Source organism: Streptomyces sp. CA2R106, assembly GCF_037034245.1.
Taxonomy (GTDB): domain Bacteria; phylum Actinomycetota; class Actinomycetes; order Streptomycetales; family Streptomycetaceae; genus Actinacidiphila.
This window is the reverse complement of record NZ_JBAGKC010000007.1, coordinates 206,027-225,290: the sequence shown is the minus strand read 5'-3', so window position 1 is coordinate 225,290 and position 19,264 is coordinate 206,027. Positions and strand designations below refer to the sequence as shown.

At 73.1% G+C, this 19,264-nt stretch carries 16 protein-coding genes; 9 read left to right on the top strand and 7 right to left on the bottom strand.

Going from position 1 to position 19,264, the window contains the following annotated elements; translation table 11 throughout:
- Nucleotides 1-447 precede the first annotated feature (447 nt).
- From WA788_RS13460 to WA788_RS13445, 4 genes are read right to left on the bottom strand one after another with little or no spacing between them, the layout of a single operon-like run.
- The gene (locus WA788_RS13460) at nucleotides 448-2,535 is read right to left on the bottom strand and encodes an amylo-alpha-1,6-glucosidase (protein ID WP_335976711.1); all 2,088 of its coding nucleotides are present in this window, start codon (nucleotides 2,533-2,535) and stop codon (nucleotides 448-450) included.
- Complete coding sequence (locus WA788_RS13455; protein WP_335976709.1) at nucleotides 2,532-3,884, bottom strand: MGH1-like glycoside hydrolase domain-containing protein; 1,353 nt, start codon at nucleotides 3,882-3,884, stop codon at nucleotides 2,532-2,534. The genes WA788_RS13460 and WA788_RS13455 overlap by 4 nt, the downstream gene beginning before the upstream one ends.
- On the bottom strand, nucleotides 3,881-4,681 hold the full coding sequence (locus tag WA788_RS13450) for a sugar phosphate isomerase/epimerase family protein (protein WP_335976707.1): 801 nt from the start codon (nucleotides 4,679-4,681) through the stop codon (nucleotides 3,881-3,883). Before WA788_RS13450 ends, WA788_RS13455 begins: the two co-directional genes overlap by 4 nt.
- A gap of 31 nt (nucleotides 4,682-4,712) precedes the next feature.
- Complete coding sequence (locus WA788_RS13445) at nucleotides 4,713-5,759, bottom strand: zinc-dependent alcohol dehydrogenase (protein WP_335976704.1); 1,047 nt, start codon at nucleotides 5,757-5,759, stop codon at nucleotides 4,713-4,715.
- 161 nt (nucleotides 5,760-5,920) lie between these two features.
- Here WA788_RS13445 and WA788_RS13440 point away from each other — a divergent pair, with 161 nt between their 5' ends.
- The 7 genes from WA788_RS13440 (at nucleotide 5,921) to WA788_RS13410 (ending at nucleotide 12,424) form a co-directional block, all read left to right on the top strand.
- On the top strand, nucleotides 5,921-7,342 hold the full coding sequence (locus WA788_RS13440; RefSeq protein WP_335976701.1) for an ABC transporter substrate-binding protein: 1,422 nt from the start codon (nucleotides 5,921-5,923) through the stop codon (nucleotides 7,340-7,342).
- 44 nt (nucleotides 7,343-7,386) lie between these two features.
- Nucleotides 7,387-8,358 (top strand): carbohydrate ABC transporter permease, encoded by a 972-nt coding sequence (locus WA788_RS13435; protein WP_335976698.1) that lies wholly within the window; start codon nucleotides 7,387-7,389, stop codon nucleotides 8,356-8,358.
- Nucleotides 8,355-9,221 carry a carbohydrate ABC transporter permease gene (locus WA788_RS13430; protein WP_335976695.1) on the top strand — a complete coding sequence of 289 codons (867 nt, stop codon included), beginning with the start codon at nucleotides 8,355-8,357 and terminating at the stop codon, nucleotides 9,219-9,221. The genes WA788_RS13435 and WA788_RS13430 overlap by 4 nt, the downstream gene beginning before the upstream one ends.
- 22 nt (nucleotides 9,222-9,243) lie before the next feature.
- Entirely contained in the window at nucleotides 9,244-10,464 is a 1,221-nt protein-coding gene (locus WA788_RS13425; protein WP_335976693.1) for an ROK family transcriptional regulator, read from the top strand.
- A gap of 158 nt (nucleotides 10,465-10,622) precedes the next feature.
- Complete coding sequence (locus WA788_RS13420; protein ID WP_335976691.1) at nucleotides 10,623-11,513, top strand: Gfo/Idh/MocA family protein; 891 nt, start codon at nucleotides 10,623-10,625, stop codon at nucleotides 11,511-11,513.
- Nucleotides 11,514-11,654: 141 nt separating this feature from the next.
- Nucleotides 11,655-11,816, top strand: a complete 162-nt coding sequence (locus WA788_RS13415; protein WP_335976943.1) for a hypothetical protein — start codon at nucleotides 11,655-11,657, stop codon at nucleotides 11,814-11,816.
- Nucleotides 11,817-11,851: 35 nt separating this feature from the next.
- Complete coding sequence (locus WA788_RS13410) at nucleotides 11,852-12,424, top strand: DUF309 domain-containing protein (RefSeq protein ID WP_335976689.1); 573 nt, start codon at nucleotides 11,852-11,854, stop codon at nucleotides 12,422-12,424.
- Nucleotides 12,425-12,489: 65 nt separating this feature from the next.
- On the opposite strand, the gene WA788_RS13405 is transcribed toward WA788_RS13410, so the two are convergent.
- The 3 genes from WA788_RS13405 to WA788_RS13395 form a co-directional block, all read right to left on the bottom strand.
- Nucleotides 12,490-14,421, bottom strand: a complete 1,932-nt coding sequence (locus WA788_RS13405) for a DUF2264 domain-containing protein (RefSeq protein WP_335976687.1) — start codon at nucleotides 14,419-14,421, stop codon at nucleotides 12,490-12,492.
- A gap of 220 nt (nucleotides 14,422-14,641) precedes the next feature.
- Complete coding sequence (locus tag WA788_RS13400; protein WP_335976685.1) at nucleotides 14,642-15,751, bottom strand: LacI family DNA-binding transcriptional regulator; 1,110 nt, start codon at nucleotides 15,749-15,751, stop codon at nucleotides 14,642-14,644.
- A gap of 92 nt (nucleotides 15,752-15,843) precedes the next feature.
- Nucleotides 15,844-16,833, bottom strand: coding sequence for a hydroxyacid dehydrogenase (locus tag WA788_RS13395; RefSeq protein WP_335976682.1), 990 nt, complete (start codon nucleotides 16,831-16,833; stop codon nucleotides 15,844-15,846).
- 385 nt (nucleotides 16,834-17,218) lie between these two features.
- Here WA788_RS13395 and WA788_RS13390 point away from each other — a divergent pair, with 385 nt between their 5' ends.
- Both WA788_RS13390 and WA788_RS13385 read left to right on the top strand, forming a co-directional pair.
- Nucleotides 17,219-18,211 carry an ABC transporter permease gene (locus tag WA788_RS13390; RefSeq protein ID WP_435131139.1) on the top strand — a complete coding sequence of 331 codons (993 nt, stop codon included), beginning with the start codon at nucleotides 17,219-17,221 and terminating at the stop codon, nucleotides 18,209-18,211.
- A 133-nt stretch (nucleotides 18,212-18,344) separates the two neighbouring features.
- Nucleotides 18,345-19,205, top strand: coding sequence for a carbohydrate ABC transporter permease (locus WA788_RS13385; protein WP_335976932.1), 861 nt, complete (start codon nucleotides 18,345-18,347; stop codon nucleotides 19,203-19,205).
- The last annotated feature ends 59 nt before the right edge of the window (nucleotides 19,206-19,264 follow it).

The window sequence follows — 19,264 nt, the reverse complement described above, 5'->3', positions numbered from 1 at the left end:
CGCGGCGACGGCGTACGGATGTTTATGCCATCGTGACCTGACGGATGTCAGAGTGTGGCCATGAGCGTGAGAACCACGGAGGACCACAGACACCCGTTCGCACCCCTCGCCGACGCGCCCGGCGGTCGCGCCGGCCGGTTCGGCACCGAGGGCGCCGGCCAGTTGGGCGGGTCGCCCGCCGGTGCCGGGCTCATCGCCCGGATGCAGGCACTGAACAGACGATGCCGGTGAGCAGTCCCGAGCACCGACGGTTCCTACCGCCGAGGGGCCCGATCACCTCCGGGCCGACCACCGCCGGCCCCGCCCCTCGCCGGTCCGGCCGCCATCGCCGCCCACCCGGGCCGACATGACGGCCCGTGAACCGGTGGTGCGCGGCACGAGCCGCCGGCAGGACCCGCCCACCCGTACACGTCCCCCGCGCACCCGCACCCACGTATCCGTAAGCGCTCAGCCGGACTTCGGCCCCGCCGTCGCGGTGAGCAGCGCCAGCGGAGTGGCCGCGGCCCAGGCCTGGGGAGAGCAGGCGTGCGGGTAGGGAACGGGCCGGGGCTGGAGGTCACTGCCGTAGCCGGAGATGACCTCGGGCAGCCGCCATCCGTTGTGGCCGGCGGCGGCCACCAGTGCCTCGGCCACCTCGCGGGCCTCGGCGTCCAGGCCGTACGCGGCCATGCCGAGGGCGATCACCGCGTTGTCATGCGGCCAGATCCCGCCCCGGTGGTAGGACAGCGGATGGTAGGGCACCTGGCCCGCCGCGAGCGTGCGCACGCCCCAGCCGGAGAAGAAGTCCGGTTCGAGCAGCCGCCGTGCCACCCGCCGTGCCTGGTCCTCGTCGAGCATCTTCGACCAGAGCAGGTGTCCCGCGTCGGAGGCGAGGGCGTCCACCTGGCGGCCCTCGCCGTCCAGGGCGAGGGCCGGGAAGTCCGCGCCGACGAGCCAGAACTCCGCCGGGAAGCGCCGGCGCAGGTCGAGCGCCGCCGCCCGCAGCTCCCGCGCCCAGGCAGGGTCGCCCCACACGGTCTCGGCGAGCCGGGCGGTGCGGCAGAGCGCGTCGTAGGCGTAGCCCTGGGCTTCGGCGACGGCGATCGCGCCGGTCGCCTGGGTGCCGTCGGTGAAGCAGATCGCGCCCGCGGAGTCCTTCCAGTTCTGGTTGGCGAGCCCGCCGGCCTGCTCGTCGGACCGGTAGACCAGCCAACCGCCGTCGTCCAGGCCCCCGTCGCGGAACATCCATGCCACGGCCGCGCGGGCGTGCTGCTCCAGTCGCCGCGCGATCGCGGTGTCCCCGGTGTGCTCGGTGTACGCCTGGAGCAGCACGAGGAAGAGCGGTGTGGCGTCCACGGACCCGTAGTAGCGGCCGTAGGGGACCTGGCCGAAGTGCGCGAGCTCGCCGTGGCGCAGCTCGTGCGGGATGCGGCCGGGCTGTTCGAGGCGTGCGGGATCGTCGCGGGTGCCCTGCGCCGCGGCGAGCGCCCGGAGGGTGTGCGCGGCGACGCAGGGCCGGTACGGAAGGCAGAAGAGCGAGGTCAGCAGTGAGTCGCGCCCGAAGAGGGTGAGGAACCAGGGAGTGCCGGCGCCCGGCACCCGCAGCGGCTCGCCGTCCGGGCCGGTCGCGGGCACCCGGAGACCGGCGATGTCGGCAAGCCCCTGCCGCACCGCGTGGGCGAGGTCGGGCCAGCCGGTCAGCCCGGCCGGTCGCGGCTCGGCGTCACGGAAGGCTGCCACCTCCCGGGCGATCCTGTCCCGTACGGCCTGCGGCCCGGTGTCTTCTTCCCCACCGGTGGCGGTGGCCCGACCGGCGTCGGGGGCCGGTTCGGCGTCGGTGGCCGCGCTGCCGGGCATCGTCCGTGCTGTCAGGTCGATCCGGGCACTGCCGTGCGGCGGGAGGTCCAGCCGCCAGCTCAGCACGCGCGCGGTGCCGGGCAGGTGGCCGGGGGCGTCCAACTCGGCTCCGGCGGTGGCGTGTTCGCCCCTCGACACGTCGATGCGGTCCGCCGCCCCCGCCGGGCCCGTGGCCGTGGGCGGCGGGTCGGCGGTGACGCTGGTCGAGGCCGACCATCCTGGCTCGCGCCGGTAGCGGAAGGTCACGCCGCCGGCGTGCTCCTCCACCACCCGCGAGGCCCCGGGCTTGGCGTAGTGGCGCCGGTCCGAACGCAGCTCGAACTGGTCGGCGAAGTCGGCGTCCACGGTCAGTTCCAGTGCGGCGGTGACCGCGCGCGGCAGGTTGTTGACGACGGTCAGCCGTTCCGCCAGCACCCCGGCGGCGAGCGCCTGGTCGCGCCGGACGGTGTACGGCGACGGCTCGTCGCGGGTGCCGGGCAGCACCATCACCGCGCTCGCGTCGTCCGAGGTCAGGACGGTCAACGCCTGTCCGCCGACGCTCAGTTGCCACCGGCTCAGATGCCGGGCGTCCCGGGCGAACAGCCCGTCCGGAGCGGCGCCCCGGCCGCCGGCGATGTCGCCGTCGGAGGCGAGGACGGCGAAGGTGCCGCCGTCGACGAGGACGCGGTCACGGTCCCGGCCCGTGGATGTGCCGGTCATCGTTCCTCCCGTGGGTCGGACAGCAGGTCGAGCACCACCGCGGCGGTCCAGCTGAAGTCGCGGATGCCGCGGGCGGCCCCGGTACGGGGGTTGACGTACTCGGCGAAGCCGCTGGTCCAGGCGTCGCGCAGGATGCCCGCGCGCAGCTCGTCGGCGGCGTCGGTGCTGCCGGAGGCGTGCAGCCCGCGGTGGACGAGCCAGGCGGTGTTGAACCAACTGGGGCCGCGCCAGTAGCGGTTGGGGTCGAACTGCTCGGACGTCAGGTCGTAGCTGGGCACCATGTGCACCTGCCCGAGCTGGAAGCGCTCGCCGGTGGCGGTCGACTCAAGGGCGTCGGCGAACGGGCGCGGCAGGCCCGGGACGGCCAGCGGCAGCAGCCCGTTCACGCCGGCGACCGGCAGCAGCCGGTCGTCGTGCAGGTCGCGCGGGGCGAAGATCCGGCGTTCGTCGTCCCAGAGCCGTTCGGTCAGCACGGTGGCGAGCCGTTCCGCGCGGCGCAGGGCCGGGGCGGGGTCGGCGCCCACGGCCCGCAGGATCTCGGCGAGGGCCTGCTCGGCGGCGACCAGCAGGGCATTGAAGCCGGGGTCCTCGACCTGGAAGGCGTGTGGGGCGGCGTCGTCGTAGCCGCTGTCGCGGTAGTCACGGGCAAGCCGGACATAGCGGGCGTAGTCCAGGTCGGTCGGACGGTCGCCGGCGGCGCTGTGGTCGAGGTCCACCCGGCGGTAGGAGTCCTCGGCGGCCGGTGTGACCCGGCCGAGGGGGATGTCCCAGCAGGGGCTGTTGTCCAGACCGGGTTCCCAGGGGTGCAGGATGGCGGCCAGGCCGCGGCCGCCGAGGTCCCGGTGGTCGGCGAGGTAGCGGTGCCAGGCGTCCAGGCGCGCGGCGACCCGCGGCAGGAAGCCGCGGCGGGCGGACTCGCGCGGGTCGGCGCGGTGTACCAGCCAGGCGGCGATGGCATGCACCGGCGGCTGCACGATCCCGGAAGTCTCGGCGTGGGCGGGCGCGCCCCGGTGCCGCCCGGCGCTGGAGGACTGCCAGAAGTCGGGGCTGGGGAAGTAGGCGCCGGCCGGTACCGCCGGGTTGAAGACGATGTGCGGAACGCGGCCGTCGGCCCACTGGGCGCTCAGCAGCCACTCGAGCTCCTGCTGCGCGCGGCGGGGGGAGAGGTGCCGCAGGCCGATGGCGACGAAGGCCGAGTCCCAACTCCACTGGTGGGGGTAGAGGGAACGGGACGGGACGGTGCCCCTGCCGTTCCAGTTGCCCAGCAGCACACGGGTGGCGGCGGCCCGCAGCGCCCGGTGGTCGTGGTCGGTGTCCGTGACGTCGCCGCTTCGGAGGAGGGAGGTCATCCCGCCGCCCGTCGCAGGAAGGCGGGCACCGACCGTACGGCGTCCAGCGGGTCGCCGGTCAGCCGGCACTCCGCCGCGAGCCAGCCGGTGTAGCCGGCGGCGCCGAGGGCGCCCAGCCAGGCGGGCCAGTCCAGGTGGCCGGCGCCGGGCTGGAACCGGTTGGAGTCGCTGACCTGGGCGTGCCCGATCCAGGGAGCGGCGGCCAGGATCGAAGCGGCCGGATCGGCTTCCTCGATGTTCATGTGGTAGCTGTCGATGCCGATGCGCACCGAGTCCAGCCCCACCTCGCCGATCAGGTCCACCGCCTGTTCGAGGCGGTTGACCATGTGGTCCTCGTAGCGGTTGAGGGGTTCGAGGAAGAGGGCGACCCCCTCGGCGCGGGCGTGCTCGCCGAGTTCGGTGAGCCCGGCGAGCAGCACCTCGCGGTCCTCGGCCTCGGTCCGCGGCGGCTCGAAGGGCGGCAGCCGGCGGGAGAACATGCCGTAGGAGGCGGGGGTCTGCGCGCCGAGGCCGCCGAGTTCGGCGATGACGCTCAGCTGGGACTTCATCTGCTCGATGGCGTCGCGGCGCTGCTCGGCGTCGAAGGCGCCGAGGAAGTGCAGCATGTCGACGCAGACGGTCGGCATGACGACCCCGTCGGCGAGCGCGGCGCGCAGTTCGGGCAGCCGGTCGCGGAAGTGCTGGTCGCCCTTGCCGCGCAGCTCGATGCCGTCGTAGCCGGCGGCCTGGGCGAAGTCCCACTTGGCCTGGAGGGTGCCTCCGGGCAGCAGTTGCTCCTGGCAGGCGAGTTTGAGCATGGGAGGGGGCCTTTCGGATCAGCCGGGCGGCTCAGAATTCCAGGACGACCTGGAGGGCGTCGGAGGGGCGTTCGTCGAGCAGGGCGTAGGCGTCGGCGGCGTCGGCGACCGGCACGCGATGGCTGACCAGGGCTTCGGTGTCGACCTGGCCGCGTGCGACCAGGTTCAGGAAGGTGCGCTGGAGCCGCTCGACGTTCCAGCGGTGGGACAGCTGCGGCGGGACCCCGCCGATCTGGGAGCAGACCAGCTGGACGCGGTTGTGGTGGAACTCGTCGCCGAGCCGCAGCCCGGTGCCGTCGCCCTGGTAGAAGCCGGAGGCGACGACCCGGCCGCCGGCGGCGACCGAGCGGATCGCCTCGTGCAGGGCGGGGTAGGCGCCGCTGATCTCCACGGCGACGTCGGCGCCGCGGCCGTCGGTGAGGTCGCGGACCGCCTCGGCGACCTTGCCCGCGCGGACGTTGAGGGTGTGGGCGGCCCCGTAGTGGCGGGCGGCGGCCAGCCGGGAGTCGAGGGCGTCGACGGCGGTGACGGTCGCGCCGTTGAGCTGGGCGAGTCGGGTTGCCAGCAGGCCGATCACGCCCTGGCCGAAGACGGCGACGTCCTCGCCGAGGTGGATGTCGGCGGCGAGCACCGCGTTGTATGCGATCGCGCCGACCCGGGCGAACGCGCCGGCGAGCGGTTCCACCCCGTCGGGCAGCCGGTGGCCGATCATCCGCTCGGCCGGCACCAGGCCCTCGCTGCGGTGGCCCCAGATCCCCCAGACCAGGTCGCCCGGCTCGGGCAGGTCCGGCGTTCCGGCGAGTTCGGGGGAGACCTCGACGACCTCGCCCACCTCGGAGTAGCCCCAGCCGGCCACCGGATAGGAGATGCCCGCCACGTCGTCGTGGAACAGCCGCTGCTCGGCGTCCCAGGTGCGGGTCAGGTACGGGTTCGTGCCGCGGTAGGCGGTCAGTTCGGTGCCCGCGGAGATGCCGGAGAAGCGGGTGCGGACCCGCAGATGGCCCGGTGGAAGTGCCTCCGGGGCGACGTCCGCGACCTCGACGGTGCGGGGGCCGGTGAACTGGACGATGCGTTCCACGTTGACTCCGGAGCTGCTGCGGGATGCGTGCCATGAACCGTCGGATGACGCTGGCTTGTGTCGAAGATATCTCAGACTTAAGTCTTGTCAACAAGTAAAAGTGGTGGTGTTATGCAACACGACGTTGACGCAAGGCGGGCAAGTGAGGACGGTTCATGCACATGAGGTCCCTCGGAGGCATCGGCGGCGGCAGAGGCAGAAGCAGGTGCCTGGCGGCCGGTACCGCGGCGGCGCTCGGTATCGGGCTGCTGGCGGGATGCTCCGGCCAGAGCCCGGGGCCGCACGCGGGCAGGACCCTCACGGTCTGGAGTGAGGAGAACCTGCCGGCCCGGATGGCGGCGACGCAGAAGCTCGTCGACACCTTCGAGAAGCAGACCGGATACAAGGTCAAGCTGGTGGGCATCGACGAGAGCCAGCTGCCCCAGCTCGTGGAGTCCGCCGCAGCGGCCGGCAAGCTGCCCGACGTGATGGGCGGCATCCCGCTCGCCCCGATCTGGCAGATGTACAGCAACGGCCTGATCGACACCGACGCCACCGCCAAAGTGCTCGACAACCTGGGGCGCTCCACCTTCAACGCCAACGCGCTCAAGCTGACGAGCGACGGCGGCAAGGCCCTGTCGGTGCCCAGCGACTCCTGGCAGCAGATCCTCGTCTACCGCAAGGACCTCTTCGCCAAGGCCCACCTGCCGGTGCCGGACACCTACGACGCGATCCTCAAGGCCGCGCGGACGCTCAACAAGGGCTCGATGAACGGCATCTCGCTGGCCACCGACCCCAAGGACGCCTTCACCCAGCAGAGCTTCGAGGACTTCGCGGTCGCCGGCGGCTGCCAGCTGACCGACTCCGGCGGTGACGTCGCGCTGGACAGCCCCGCCTGCGTGAAGGCATTCAAGACCTACGACGACCTCGCCAAAACCGGTCCCGAGGGCACCCAGACCGTCGACACCACCCGCGCCACCTACCAGGCCGGCCAGTCGGCGATGGTGGTGTGGTCCACCTACCTGATGGACTCCCTCGCCGGCCTGCGCGACGACGTCCTGCCCAACTGCCCGCAGTGCAAGGGCGACCCGACCTTCCTGTCGAAGAACTCCGGCATCGTCACCGCGATCAAGGGCTCCGCCGGCTCCTCCTCCGCCCAGTTCGGCGAGATCTCCTCCTGGACCGTCACCAAGACCGCCAACACGCTCGGGGCCGAGAAGTTCATCCAGTTCATGATGTCCAGCGGCTACGAGGGCTGGCTCGGCATGGAACCCGAGGGCAAGATCCCGGTCCGTGACGGCACCGCCGCCGAACCGCAGAAGTACGTCACCGACTGGCGCGGCATGAAGATCGGGGTCAGCCGGACCGAGCCGATGAACCGGCTCTTCCCGGCTGCCTTCCTCGACCAGCTGCTCGCCGGCGTCACCAACATGCAGCGCTGGGGCATCGCCCAGGGCCAGGGCGCACTGGTCGGCGCGACCGAGGGCTCGCTGCCGGTGCCCCAGGCCATCGGTTCCATGACCGGCGGGGACGGCACCTCGCCGAAGGACGCGGCCAAGCAGGCGAACGACGCGGTGTCCGCCCTGAAGAAGACGCTGCTGTGACCGGCGGCACCCTCACACCCGAGGCAGCACCTGAGGAAGCGCACATGAGCACATCCACCGCCGGCGGCCGCCGACGGTCCACCCCGTCGGAACGCGCCGAGAACCGGGCCGGGCTGGCCTTCGTGTCGCCCACGCTGCTGGTCGTCCTGGTGATCGTCGTCGTGCCGATCATCTGGACCGTCCTGCTCGCCTTCCAGCACGCGAAGCTGATCGACCTCCAGGGCATGGGCCTGTTCGGCAACTGGACGTCGCACAACTTCGAGCAGGTCTTCACCGCGCCCGGCTTCTGGAGCTCGCTGACCACCACCCTCATCTACACCGTGGGCGGCACCGTCGGCTCCATCGTGCTCGGTCTGATCGCCGCGCTCGCACTGCGCCGCCCGTTCCGCGGCCGGGGAGTGGTCCGCAGCACCATGCTGCTGCCCTACGTCGCCCCGGTTGTCGCGGTCACCTTCGTGTGGGAGACCGCGCTCAGCCCGCAGACCGGCATCATCAACAACTGGGGCACGCACGTGTTCGGTTGGCACAAGCCGATCGCGTTCCTGTCCACCAGTTCCTACCCGGTGGACCTGCTCGGCTGGCACCTGCACCTGCCGCTCGCCCTGCTGACCGTCGTCGCCTTCGAGATCTGGCGGTACTTCCCGTTCGCCTTCCTCTTCCTGCTGGCCCGCCTCCAGGCGGTCCCGGCCGGCATCGAGGAGGCCGCCGAGGTCGACGGCGCCACCCTCACCCAGCGGTTCAGGCACATCCTGCTGCCGCAGCTGATGCCGGTGATCGCGCTGCTGTCCGTGCTGCGCTTCATCATGACCTTCAACAAGTTCGACGACATCTACCTGCTCACCGGCGGCAACTCCGGTACCGAGGTGGTCTCGGTGCGGGTCTACAACTTCCTGACCGCCAGTTACGACGTCGGCGCCGCCGCCGCGCAGGCACTCGTCCTGGCCGTCATCCTCATGGTGCTGCTCGGCATCTACTTCGGGTTCTTCGCCAAGCGGGTACAGGAGGAGCAGGCATGAGTCGGGCACAGTTCGAGGATCGCCTCTTCGGCACGCTGCGGTGGGTGGTCATCGCGGCGCTGCTGGTGGCGACGCTCTTCCCCTTCTACTACATGGTGATGCTCTCCTTCCGGCCCACCGGACAGCTGCTGCTGCACCCGGGGTCGCTGTGGGTGCCGCTGCACGAGATCACCGTCAGCACCTACAAGACCATCCTGGAGCCGACCTCCAAGGGCGGTCAGGGCCTGCTCGGCATGCTGCGCAACTCCGCCCTGGTCTCCCTGGGCACGGTGGTGCTCACGCTGGCCGCCGCCGTCCCCGGCGCCTGGGCGATCAGCCGGCTGAAGTTCGTCGGCAGCCGCCAGATCAGCGCGCTGTTCCTGGCGGTGTACCTCTTCCCGGCGACCCTGCTCGCGGTCCCGCTCTTCGTGATGTTCGCCAAGATCGGCCTCCAGGGCAGCCTGGTGGGGCTGGCCGTGGTCTACATCGCCCAGACCGTGCCGGTGTCGATCTACATGCTGAAGAACTACTTCACCACCGTGCCGGTGAGCATCGAGGAGGCCGCCGCCCTCGACGGCTGCTCGCGGCTGCGCATCCTGTGGCGGGTGGTCCTCCCGCTGGCGGCTCCCTCGCTGATGGCGACCGGGCTGTACGTCTTCATGATCGCCTGGAACGAGTTCCTCTTCGCGCTGCTGTTCCTCGCCGCCACCCCCGCCAAGTGGACGGTCTCGCTCGGACTTTCGCAGATGAACAACGCCATCGAGGTCCCCACCACGGTTCTCATGGCGGGTTCGGTGGTGCTCACCATCCCCGTGATAGTCCTGTTCTACGCTGCTGAGCGGTTCCTCACCGAGGGACTGACCACCGGCGCCGACAAGAGCTGAGACCATGAGGAGATCCCACCCGATGGCCCAGACGGCCGCGCCGCGGACCACCGCCGGCCACCTGCTGGAACTCATCCGCACCGGCCAGGCCGGCACCCGGGGAGAGCTCCTGAGCCTCACCGGTCTGTCCCGTTCCACCGTCGGCCACCGGCTCGACCAGCTGTTCGCCGCCGGCTGGGTGGCCTCCGCCCCGGGCCAACTGTCCACCGGTGGACGGCCGTCGGTGCGCCTCACCTTCGACACCACCCACGCGGTGGTGCTCGCCGCCGACCTCGACACCAGCCAGGCGCACGCCGCGGTGCTCGACCTGGCCGGCGCGGTGCTCGCCGAGCGGCGGGGCGAACTGCGGGTGGCCGACGGGCCGGAGACGGTGCTGGACACCCTCGCCGACTGGTTCACCGGTCTGCTCGACGGCCTCGGCGCCGCCGCGTCGAAGGTCTGCGGTGTGGGCCTGTCGGTGCCCGGACCGGTCGAGTTCGACACCGGCCTGGTCATCCGGCCCCCGATCATGCCCGGTTGGGACGGCTACCCGATCCGGGAGCGGATGCGCGCCGCGCTCGCGGAGCGCGCCGGCACCGAGCCGCTGCTGCCGGTGCTGCTCGACAACGACGCCAACCTGATGGCGCTGGGCGAGCAGCGCGCGGACTGGCCGGACTGCTCGACCTTCATGCTGGTCAAGGTCTCCACGGGGATCGGCGCCGGCGTGGTGATCGACGGCCAGGCGTTCCGCGGCATCGACGGCGGCGCCGGCGACCTCGGCCACATCCGCCTGCACGACCAGCCGGATGCCCGCTGCATGTGCGGCTCCTACGGCTGCCTGGCGGCTGTCGCCAGTGGGAGGGCGGTGGCCGGGCAGCTCTCCGGACTGGGTGTCGCGGCCGAGTCGGGCACCGACGTACGCGAACTGCTCGACGCCGGGCAGCCCGACGCGGTACGGCTGGCCCGCGAGGCCGGCCAGCGCTGCGGCGAGGTGCTGGCCACCGCCGTCACCCTGCTCAACCCCGGCGTGCTGATGATCGCCGGCGACCTCGCCGAGACCCACTTCCTCACCGGGGTACGGGAGGTGCTCTACCAGCGCGCGCTGCCGCGCTCCACCCGCAGCCTCCAGATCGTCACCTCGCGACTCGGCGACCGGGCCGCGCTGGCCGGAGCGGCCGCCACCGTCGTGGAGCACCTCTACGCGCCGGAACAGGCCGACCTGCGCCTGGCGGCCACCCTCGCCGACCAGCCCGCCACCACCTGACCCCTGACCCCTGCCCTCTGACCCTGCCGTCGCTGTCCGGTACCGGCCGGCCTTCGACACGGCCTGCGGGACGACCTGACCACGGGTACGGACCCGACCACGGGTACGACCCGGCCTCCGGCGCCGCCGGACCCACGACCCCTCCCGGGAGAACCACCGTGCACTCCACCGCCCCCGACCCGGTCCGGGTCGGACTGATCGGAGCCGGACCGTGGGCGCGCGACATGCACGCCCCCATGCTGGCCGCCGGGCCCCAGACCAACCTGACAGCCGTCTGGGCCCGGCGGCCTGAAGCCGCCGCCGAACTGGCCGCCGCCCACGGGGCGGTCGCCGCCACCAGCATCGACGAGCTCTTCGACAGCTGCGAGGCGGTGGCCTTCGCGGTGCCGCCGGCCGTGCAGGCCGAGCTCGCCGTACGCGCGGCCCGCGCCGGAAAGCCTCTGCTGCTGGACAAGCCGCTGGGTGCCGACCTGGCCGCGGCCAGGTCGGTGGCCGACGCGGTCGCCGAGGCCGGTGTGGTCTCGCAGATGGTCCTCACCAAGCGCTACCACCCGGCGACCCGCGCCTTCCTGGACCGGGCTCGGGACCTGACGCCGACCGGGGCGCGCTCCTGCTACCTGCACGGCGCCTTCCTCGGCGGCGAGATGGCCACCGGCTGGCGGCTGACCGAGGGCGCGCTGCTGGACCTCGGCCCGCACCTGCTCGACCTGCTCGACACGGCGCTCGGCCCGATCGTCTCCGTACGGGCCACCGGCGACCCCCGACGCTGGGTGGAACTGGCCTGCGTGCATGACGGCGGCGCGGTCAGCCAGGCGTCACTGTCCGGTGCGGTACGGCTGCCGCGCGCCCGGACCCGCGTCGAGCTCTTCGGAGCCGACGAGGAAGTGGTGTGGGACAGCAACGGCGCCGGCCACCAGGAGAGCTGGCCCCTGCTGCGCGCGGAGTTCGCCGCCGCCGTACGCTCCGGCGTCCCCGGCCCGCTCGACGCGGCGCGCGGGCTGCGCCTTCAGGAACTGATCGCGATGGCGAAAGCCGACCTCTCGGCGTGACCCGCGGCGGGGCGTCCGGGCTCCGCGCGGCAAGCGGACCGGCCCCGGCGCGCCGACGCTCACGGCGCGTTGCCGTTCCGGCCACGCCGGCCTCACCTGCTGGTCACGGCACCGGGTGAGGGTCCAGGCGACGGGACCGCGGTGTGGCGGACGACCGCCCCGCTCGCCGCCTACGTCCGCGCCGAGGTGCGCCACCCGATGGCCGACGGCACGGGGCAGGGCAACACCATGGGCGACGCGCTGCTGTTCGGCCCGATGGCGGCCCTGACCGACCCGGTCCTCCTGGTGGCGAAGGGACACTGACGCCCGCGCGTGCCGCCGGGCGGCACAATGGGAGCATGAGCGACGCCTCGCAGGACGCGGACCGGCCCGCGCGGCGTCCCGGGCGGGACCGGGACGCCGAGGGCAGGGCCCGCAACAGCCGGCCGCGCGACGGCCTCGGCCGCCCCCTGCCGTACGGCGCCCCGGGCGTGGAACGCCAGCCCGAAGGCATCCGCCGCACACCGCGGCAGACCCTGGACGAGGCCCAACGGCTCCTCGACGACGGAAAACCCTTCCACGCGCACGAGGTGCTGGAGGACATGTGGAAGGCCGCGCCGGAGGGCGAGCGCGGCCTGTGGCGGGCCCTCGCCCAGTTCGCGGTCGGCCTGACCCACGCCGCCCGCGGCAACACCCGCGGCGCCGCGACCCTCCTGGAGCGGGCCGCCCGCGGCCTGGCCCCGTACGGCGACCGCGCCCCGTACGGCATCGACGCGGCCGGACTGGTGCGGTGGGCCGCCGCACAGGGCGCGGCGGTCGAACCCGGCGCAGTAACCGCGTACCACGCGGCCGCCGAGGACGGTCCGTCGGGCGTACCCGGCACCACCGCTGGACCACCCCCGCCGCTGCGTGCCCCGCGATCCGGCCACTGACCGGCGCCGGGCCCTCACGAGCGACCGGCGTTCACGAGCGACCGGCGCTCACGAGCGACCGGCGCTCACGACCGGCGCGGGACCTCCACCGGCGCGGCGCCCGGGAAGACGATCCGGACCCGGTCGCCGTCCACCTCGCAGCCGATCGCCTGCCGCAGCGCCGCCGGGTCCACGGTGTCCTGGGACAGGACGACCAGCGTGACGTGCACGCTCCCGCCCGGCTCCGCGTCCGTCTCCCCGCCCGGCACCGCCCCTCCGGCCTCTCGCGCCGCACGCGTGAGGTACGGCGTGGCCGAGTGGGAGCCGAACGCGTTGGCGGCGACCTCGCGGGCGACCGCGGCCTCCTCGTCCCAGCCGTGGAGGGCGACCACCGCGCTGGTGAGGCCGTCCGCGGTACGGGCCAGCGCCCAGCCGGGACCGGTCTCGACCTGCGGCGGCCGGGCGCCGGCGACCGCGTGACCGCCTTCCCGTACGGCCGCGTGCGCCGCGCCGCCGCCGACCCGGTGCACCCGCACCTCCCACGGGCCGTGCAGCACGCTGGCCGTCTCGACCGGTACCGCCTCGCAGCCCGGGAGTTGGGCGTCGTGGCGGGAGGCGGCGGTGGCGCCCTCGCAGTGCAGCGGATGGATACGCACCCGGCGCGAGGCGGTGCCGTCGGGGGCGAGCAGCGCCAGGTGGCCGTCGACCGTACGTTCCCAGGCGTGCGGCGCCGACTCGGGCGCGGTCGCGGTGGAGTAGCCGAACTTGGCGTAGTGCGGGTCGTCCTGGCCCGGGCCGGTGGGCGGGTTGTGGTCGCTGCCGTGGTTGACCAGCCGGACGATGCCGTCGTGCCGGGTGCCGTGCAGCAGCCAGCCGGGGACCGGCAGTGCCGTGCGCAGGTCGGACTCCTCGACGGGCAGCGGCGCCTCGTGCGCGGTCCACACCGGGTGGTCGGCCGGCAGCAGCAGCCCGAGGAAGCCCTTGCTCGCCCAGTACGGCGAGGCCGGCCCGGAGTACGCCTGGGTGGCGGGCAGGAAGGTGCGGTGCCAGCCGAGGGTGAGCAGCCCGCGCTCGTCCGGCGCGCCGCGCTCCACGAAGTGCCGGACCGCGCCCGACGCCAGCCGCCGGGTGAGCCCGGGGGGAAGCGGCGAGCAGTCCGCGAGCGCGCCCATCCACACCGGCGCGGTCGCCGCGAACCGGTAGGCCAGCGAGCGCCCTTGGTGCACCGGGGCGCCGTCGCCGCCGAAGAAGCGCGGGTAGTCGGTGAGGAAGCGGGCCAGCCGGGCGCGGTACTCCCGGGCCCGTCCGCCGTCCTCCGCGCCCGCGATACGCGCCCACAGCAGCGGGTACAGGTGCAGCGCCCAGCCGCCGTAGTAGTCGAAGTTGCGGCCGTCGCCGTCGGTGTACCAGCCGTCGCCCAGGTACCAGTCCTCGATGCGGTCGAGGCCGCCGTCGATGTCCCGCCGGCTGAAGGGCGCGCCGACCGAGGCGAGGAACTGCTCGGACACGACCTGGAAGAGCCGCCAGTTGTTGTCCCAGGTGCGGGCGCCGACGAAGCCGGAGAACCAGTCGACCACCCGCTGCCGCACGGTGTCGTCCAGGCGGTCCCAGATCCACGGCCGGGTCTCGTGCAGGCCGATGGCGATCGAGGCCGCCTCCACCATCTGCTGCGAGCAGTCGGTCAGGGCCGGCCACGCCTCGCCGGAGCCGGGGTCCACACCGGCCGCCAGGCCGCGCGCGTACCGCTCCACGAGCCGCCCGTCGACCGCGCCGCCCGCGCCGGCGATGCGGAAGGCGGCCAGCAGGAAGGTCCGCGCGTATCCTTCGAGGCCGTCCGAGACCACCCCCGACCAGGAGTTGCGGCCCGGCAGCCGGTACTGCGCGAAGCCCGGGGTGGCGAACGGCACGACGGAGTCCAGCAGATGGTCGGCGAGGGCCTCCCAGTGGGCGCGGGTCCAGCCGGTGCGGGACGAGCGCACCCGGTCGGTCGGCGGGAGTCGGAGGTACGGAGCGGGCATGCGGAGGTCCTGCCTTCCTGCGTACGGTGCCGGGGGTGGGGAGGGGCGGGGTGTGGCGCGGGGATCGCGCGGGTGCGCCGGCGGTGAGCGGTTCGGGGTAAACGGTTGCTGTGTGCGGGGGCCGGGCGCGGCGGTCGGGCGGGTCCGGTGGTCGGGCGGGCTGGATGGTCGGGCAGGTCCGGCGGCCGCCGGGGGAGCGGGGGAGCGGGGCCCCGCCTGCTCAGCCCCGGCGGGCCCGGCTGCCGCCGCCGGGCGGCGCCACCGAGTCGCGGACCACGATGTGCGTGCCGAGCCGCACGGACCCGCTCGGCTGCGCCCGCCAGTCGTCGCCGTCGCCGTCGGCGTCGGAGAGGGCCAGCCGCACCGCCTGCCGCCCCATCTCCTCCAGCGGCACGTGCACGGTGGTCAGGCGGGGGCGCAGTTCCTGGGCGACGGGGATGTCGTCGTAGCCGACCAGCGAGACGTCCTTCGGCACCCGCACGCCCGCTTCCTCCATGGCCTGCGCGGCGCCCGCGGCCACGATGTCGTTGGCCGCGAAGACGGCGGTGAACTCCGGCCCGTCGTCGAGCAGTTCGGCCATCCGCCGGTAGCCGAAGGAGCGGCTGAAGGGCCCGTGCTGGACCAGGGCGGGGTCCGCGGTCAGGCCCCGGGCCTTCAGCGCGCGGCGGTGGCCGGCCAGCCGGTCGCGGCTGGTGGACAGCCGCGGCGGGCCGCCGAGGTAGACGATCCGGCGGTGGCCCTGGGCGAGCAGGTGGTCGGTGACGGCGAACGCGCCGCCCTCGTTGTCGTACTCGACCTGGGCGGTGGGCGCGTCCCCGCCGATGCCCGGCCGCCCGCACAGCACCAGTCTGCTGCCGTCGGCGTGCAACGCGTGGGCCCGCTGCTCCAGTTCGGCCACGTAGGCGCGGTCCTGGACGCTGCCGCCGACCAGGATCACCGCGTCCGCGCGGCGCTGGTGGAGCAGTTCGATGAAGGCGAGTTCGCGCTGCGGGTCGCCCTGGGTGCAGCAGACCAGGCACAGCCGGCCGCCGCCGGTGGCCTCCCGCTCCACGCCGCGCGCGATGTAGGCGTAGAACGGGTCGATCACTTCGTTGACGACGATGCCGACGGTGCGGGCCGACACCCCGGCGAGCGCGCGGGCGTGGGCGTTGACGACGTAGCCCAGTTCGCGCATGGACGCCTCGACGCGCTCCCGGGTGGCCGCGGCCACCGGGTAGTTGCCGTTCATGACCCGTGACACGGTGGCCGTGGAGACACCGGCATGCCGTGCCACGTCGGTGACGGTCGCGCGCCGTGGCGCGTCCTGGGGTGTCGTTCCTGCCCGACGCATCGTGCCGCCCTCTGCCCGCTGTCTGGTTCCACTGAGCCTATGGTCTGGGCGGGCGCCGTCGTGCCACCTCGCGCCAACCGGGTCGGCCGCCGTCATGCCAGATACTCCCAACTGGTCTGCCGCACCTGGTGCGCGAACGGCTCGCGCCGCGCGTAGCGGGCCACCTCCTCGACGGCCAGCGCCCCCAGCCGGGCCGCCTCGTTGCCCTGGGCGCCGGCCAGGTGCGGGGTGATGAAGACGTTCGGCAGGGTCCACAACGGGTGCTGCGCGGGGAGCGGTTCGGGCTCGGTGACGTCGAGCATCGCGTCCAGCCGGTTGCTGACCAGGTGTTCGGTGAGCGCCTCGATGTCGACCAGGGCGCCGCGCGCGGTGTTCACCAGCAAGGTGCCCGGCCGCATCAGGGCCAGCCGCCGGGCGTCGATCAGGTGGTGGGTCTCGGGGGTCTGGGGGGCGTGCACGGTCACCACGTCGCTGGTGGCCACCAGGGTGTCCAGGTCGGTCCGCCGCGCCCCGAGCCCCTCCGCCTCGCCGTCGCTCAAGTAGGGGTCGTAGAGCAGCACTTGGGCGTCGAGGGTGCGCAGCACCAGCTCGGTGACCCGGCGCCCGGTACGGGAGGCGCCGATCACCCCGACGGTCAGCCCGTGGGTGCCGAGCCAGTGCTGGCGGCGCAGGTCGGCGGCGGTGCGGTGGGTGCGGCGCTGCTGGAAGAGCCGGGCGAGCGGCATGACCCGCTTGGCGCCCATGATGATCGCCGCGAGGGTGAACTCGGCGACCGGTACGGCGTTGGCGGCAGCGGCCGAGGAGACGACGATGCCGCGGTCGAAGACCTCCGGGGACAGGAAGGTGCGCACCGTGCCCGCGGCGTGCACCACCGCGCGCAGCCGCGGCGCGCGCGCCAGCACCGCCGCGTCCACCGGGGGGCAGCCCCAGCCGGTCACCAGCACCTCGACGTCGGCGAGTTCGGCCGCGGCGGCGTCGGCCGAGAAGTCGTCCACCGGGTGTGCCAGGCGCAGGTCGGCGACCTGCGCCAGGCGGCGCCTGACGTCCGGCGGGAAAACCTCGTCGACCTGACCGGGGTTCATCGTGATCAGCGCGCGCGGCCGCCTCGGTGGACCGTCGGCGTCCGCTGCGGGACCAGTCGACGCCTCATCGATGCTACGCACCCTGCCTCCGGACAGTAAACGTGTACTACGGACAGGAGGCACGCTAGGCACTCGCCGGGGCGGCCGTCAAGAAACCGGTCGGCGCCCAACCAGGCGGTGCGCGGCCACACATGGCATCTGACCACGGGTTTTCCGGTGGCGGGCATCGACGGTCGGAACGCCAGGAAACACAGACGTTTCATGAAGACTATTGACGCTCGACGTAATCGCTTACTACGTTCTCGCAGCAGAACCGGACCGATCACACACCCGGCGCGGCCCAGGGCGACTCCTGCGCCACCTCGTCGAACAGGAACCCCGTCGTATGGCTGACACCGCAACAGGCCCCCCGATGAACGCCCGGCGCAAGCCCGCCGGGCCCGCCGCCCCGCCGGTGCACAAGCTGTCGCTGTGGCAGCGGCTCAAGCGGGACAAGGTGATGCTGCTGCTCACCCTGCCGGGCCTGCTGTACTTCGTGGTCTTCCACTACGTGCCGCTGCTCGGCTACGTCGTGGCGTTCCAGCACTACGAGCCCTACCTCGGCTACATGCACAGCACCTGGACGGGGCTGGCGAACTTCTCGGACGCCTTCTCCCAGCCGGCGTTCTGGTCCGCGACCCGCAACACCGTGGAGATCGCGGTCGTCCAGCTGGTGTTCTTCTTCCCGGTGCCGATCGCCCTGGCGCTGCTGCTGAACAGCGTGCTGAGCAGCAAGGTCCGCCGGTTCGTGCAGAGCGTGGTCTACCTGCCGCACTTCATCGGCTGGATCATCATCGTCTCGATCTTCCAGCAGGTGCTCGGCGGCGCCGGGTTGCTGCCCCACCTGCTCGGCAAGGTCGGGCTGCCGCGCTACGACATGATGTCCGACCCGCACGCCTTCCCGTGGCTGCTGACCCTGGAGTCCATCTGGAAGGACGCCGGCTGGGGCACCATCATCATCCTCGCCGCGCTGCTGAGCATCGACCGCGGGCTGTACGAGTCCGCGGCCATCGACGGCGCGGGCCCCTGGCGGCGGCTGTGGCACGTCACGCTGCCGGGCATCTCGCCGGTGATCGTGCTGCTGCTGATCCTCAACCTCGGAAACCTGCTCTCCGTCGGGTTCGAGCAGGTCCTGCTCCAGCGCGACGCGGTCGGGCCGGACGCCGGCGAGGTCCTGGACACCTACGTCTACTACCACGGCATCCAGGACAACGACTGGGGCGTCGCCGCCGCGGTCGGCCTGGTCAAGGCCGTCGTCGGCACCGTCCTGGTGGTCGGCGCCAACAAGTTCGCCCACCGGCTGGGCCACGAGGGGGTGTACCGCGGTGCTGACCGCTGAGACAGCCGACACCACGCGATCCGCGGGCGCGCGGGCGCGGTCCGCCGCGTCCGACGGCGGGGCCCGGGCCTTCCTGGCGGCCCGCCGCGCCGCCCGCCGCCGGGCCGGCGCGCCCGAGGGCCGGCCGCCGTGGATGGAGCGGCCCAGCCTGCTCGGACGCTGGGGCAAGGCCGTCATCCTGGTCCTGGTGGTGGCCGCCGTCGCCTATCCGATGATCGGCATCATCGCCACGAGCTTCGCCTCCCAGTCCGACATCATCAAGAGCTCCGGCCTGGTGCTGTGGCCCGCGCACCCCACCCTCGCCGCCTACCGCACCGTCTTCACCGGCGGAGTGGTGCTGCGCGCGCTGTTCGTCAGCATCGGCGTCACCGCCGTCGGCACCCTCGTCAGCCTGCTGTTCACCATCGGCATGGCCTACGGGCTGTCCCGGCGCGAGGTGACCGGCTCCCGCTTCATCCTGATGACCGCACTGGTCACGATGCTCTTCAACGCCGGCATCATCCCGAACTTCCTGCTGGTCAAGAACCTCGGCCTGTACAACACGTACGCGTCGCTGGTCATGCCGACCCTGATGAGCGCCTTCAACCTCGTGGTGCTGCGGGCGTTCTTCATGAACCTGCCGACCGAACTGCTCGACGCGGCCCGCATCGACGGCGCCGGCGACCTGCGCATCCTGGTCAGCATCGTGCTCCCGCTGTCCAAGGCGGTCATCGCCGTCGTCAGCCTCTTCTACGCGGTGACGTACTGGAACGCCTTCTTCAACGCGCTGCTCTACCTCGACGACTCCGCGAAGTGGCCGCTGCCGATGGTGCTGCGCAGCTATGTGCTCCAGGGCCAGAGCCTCAGCGGCGCCGCGACCGGCGAGACGGTCGCGCCCCAGGAGGCCGTGCAGATGGCGGTGCTCGTCATCGCCGTGGTGCCGATCCTGCTCGTCTACCCCTTCCTCCAGCGCTACTTCACCAAGGGCGTGCTCACCGGCGCCGTCAAGGGCTGAGTCCCCCCGCTCGTCCCCCCGCTCGTCCGCCCGCACCCTCCCGCAAGCACCCCGCCCCA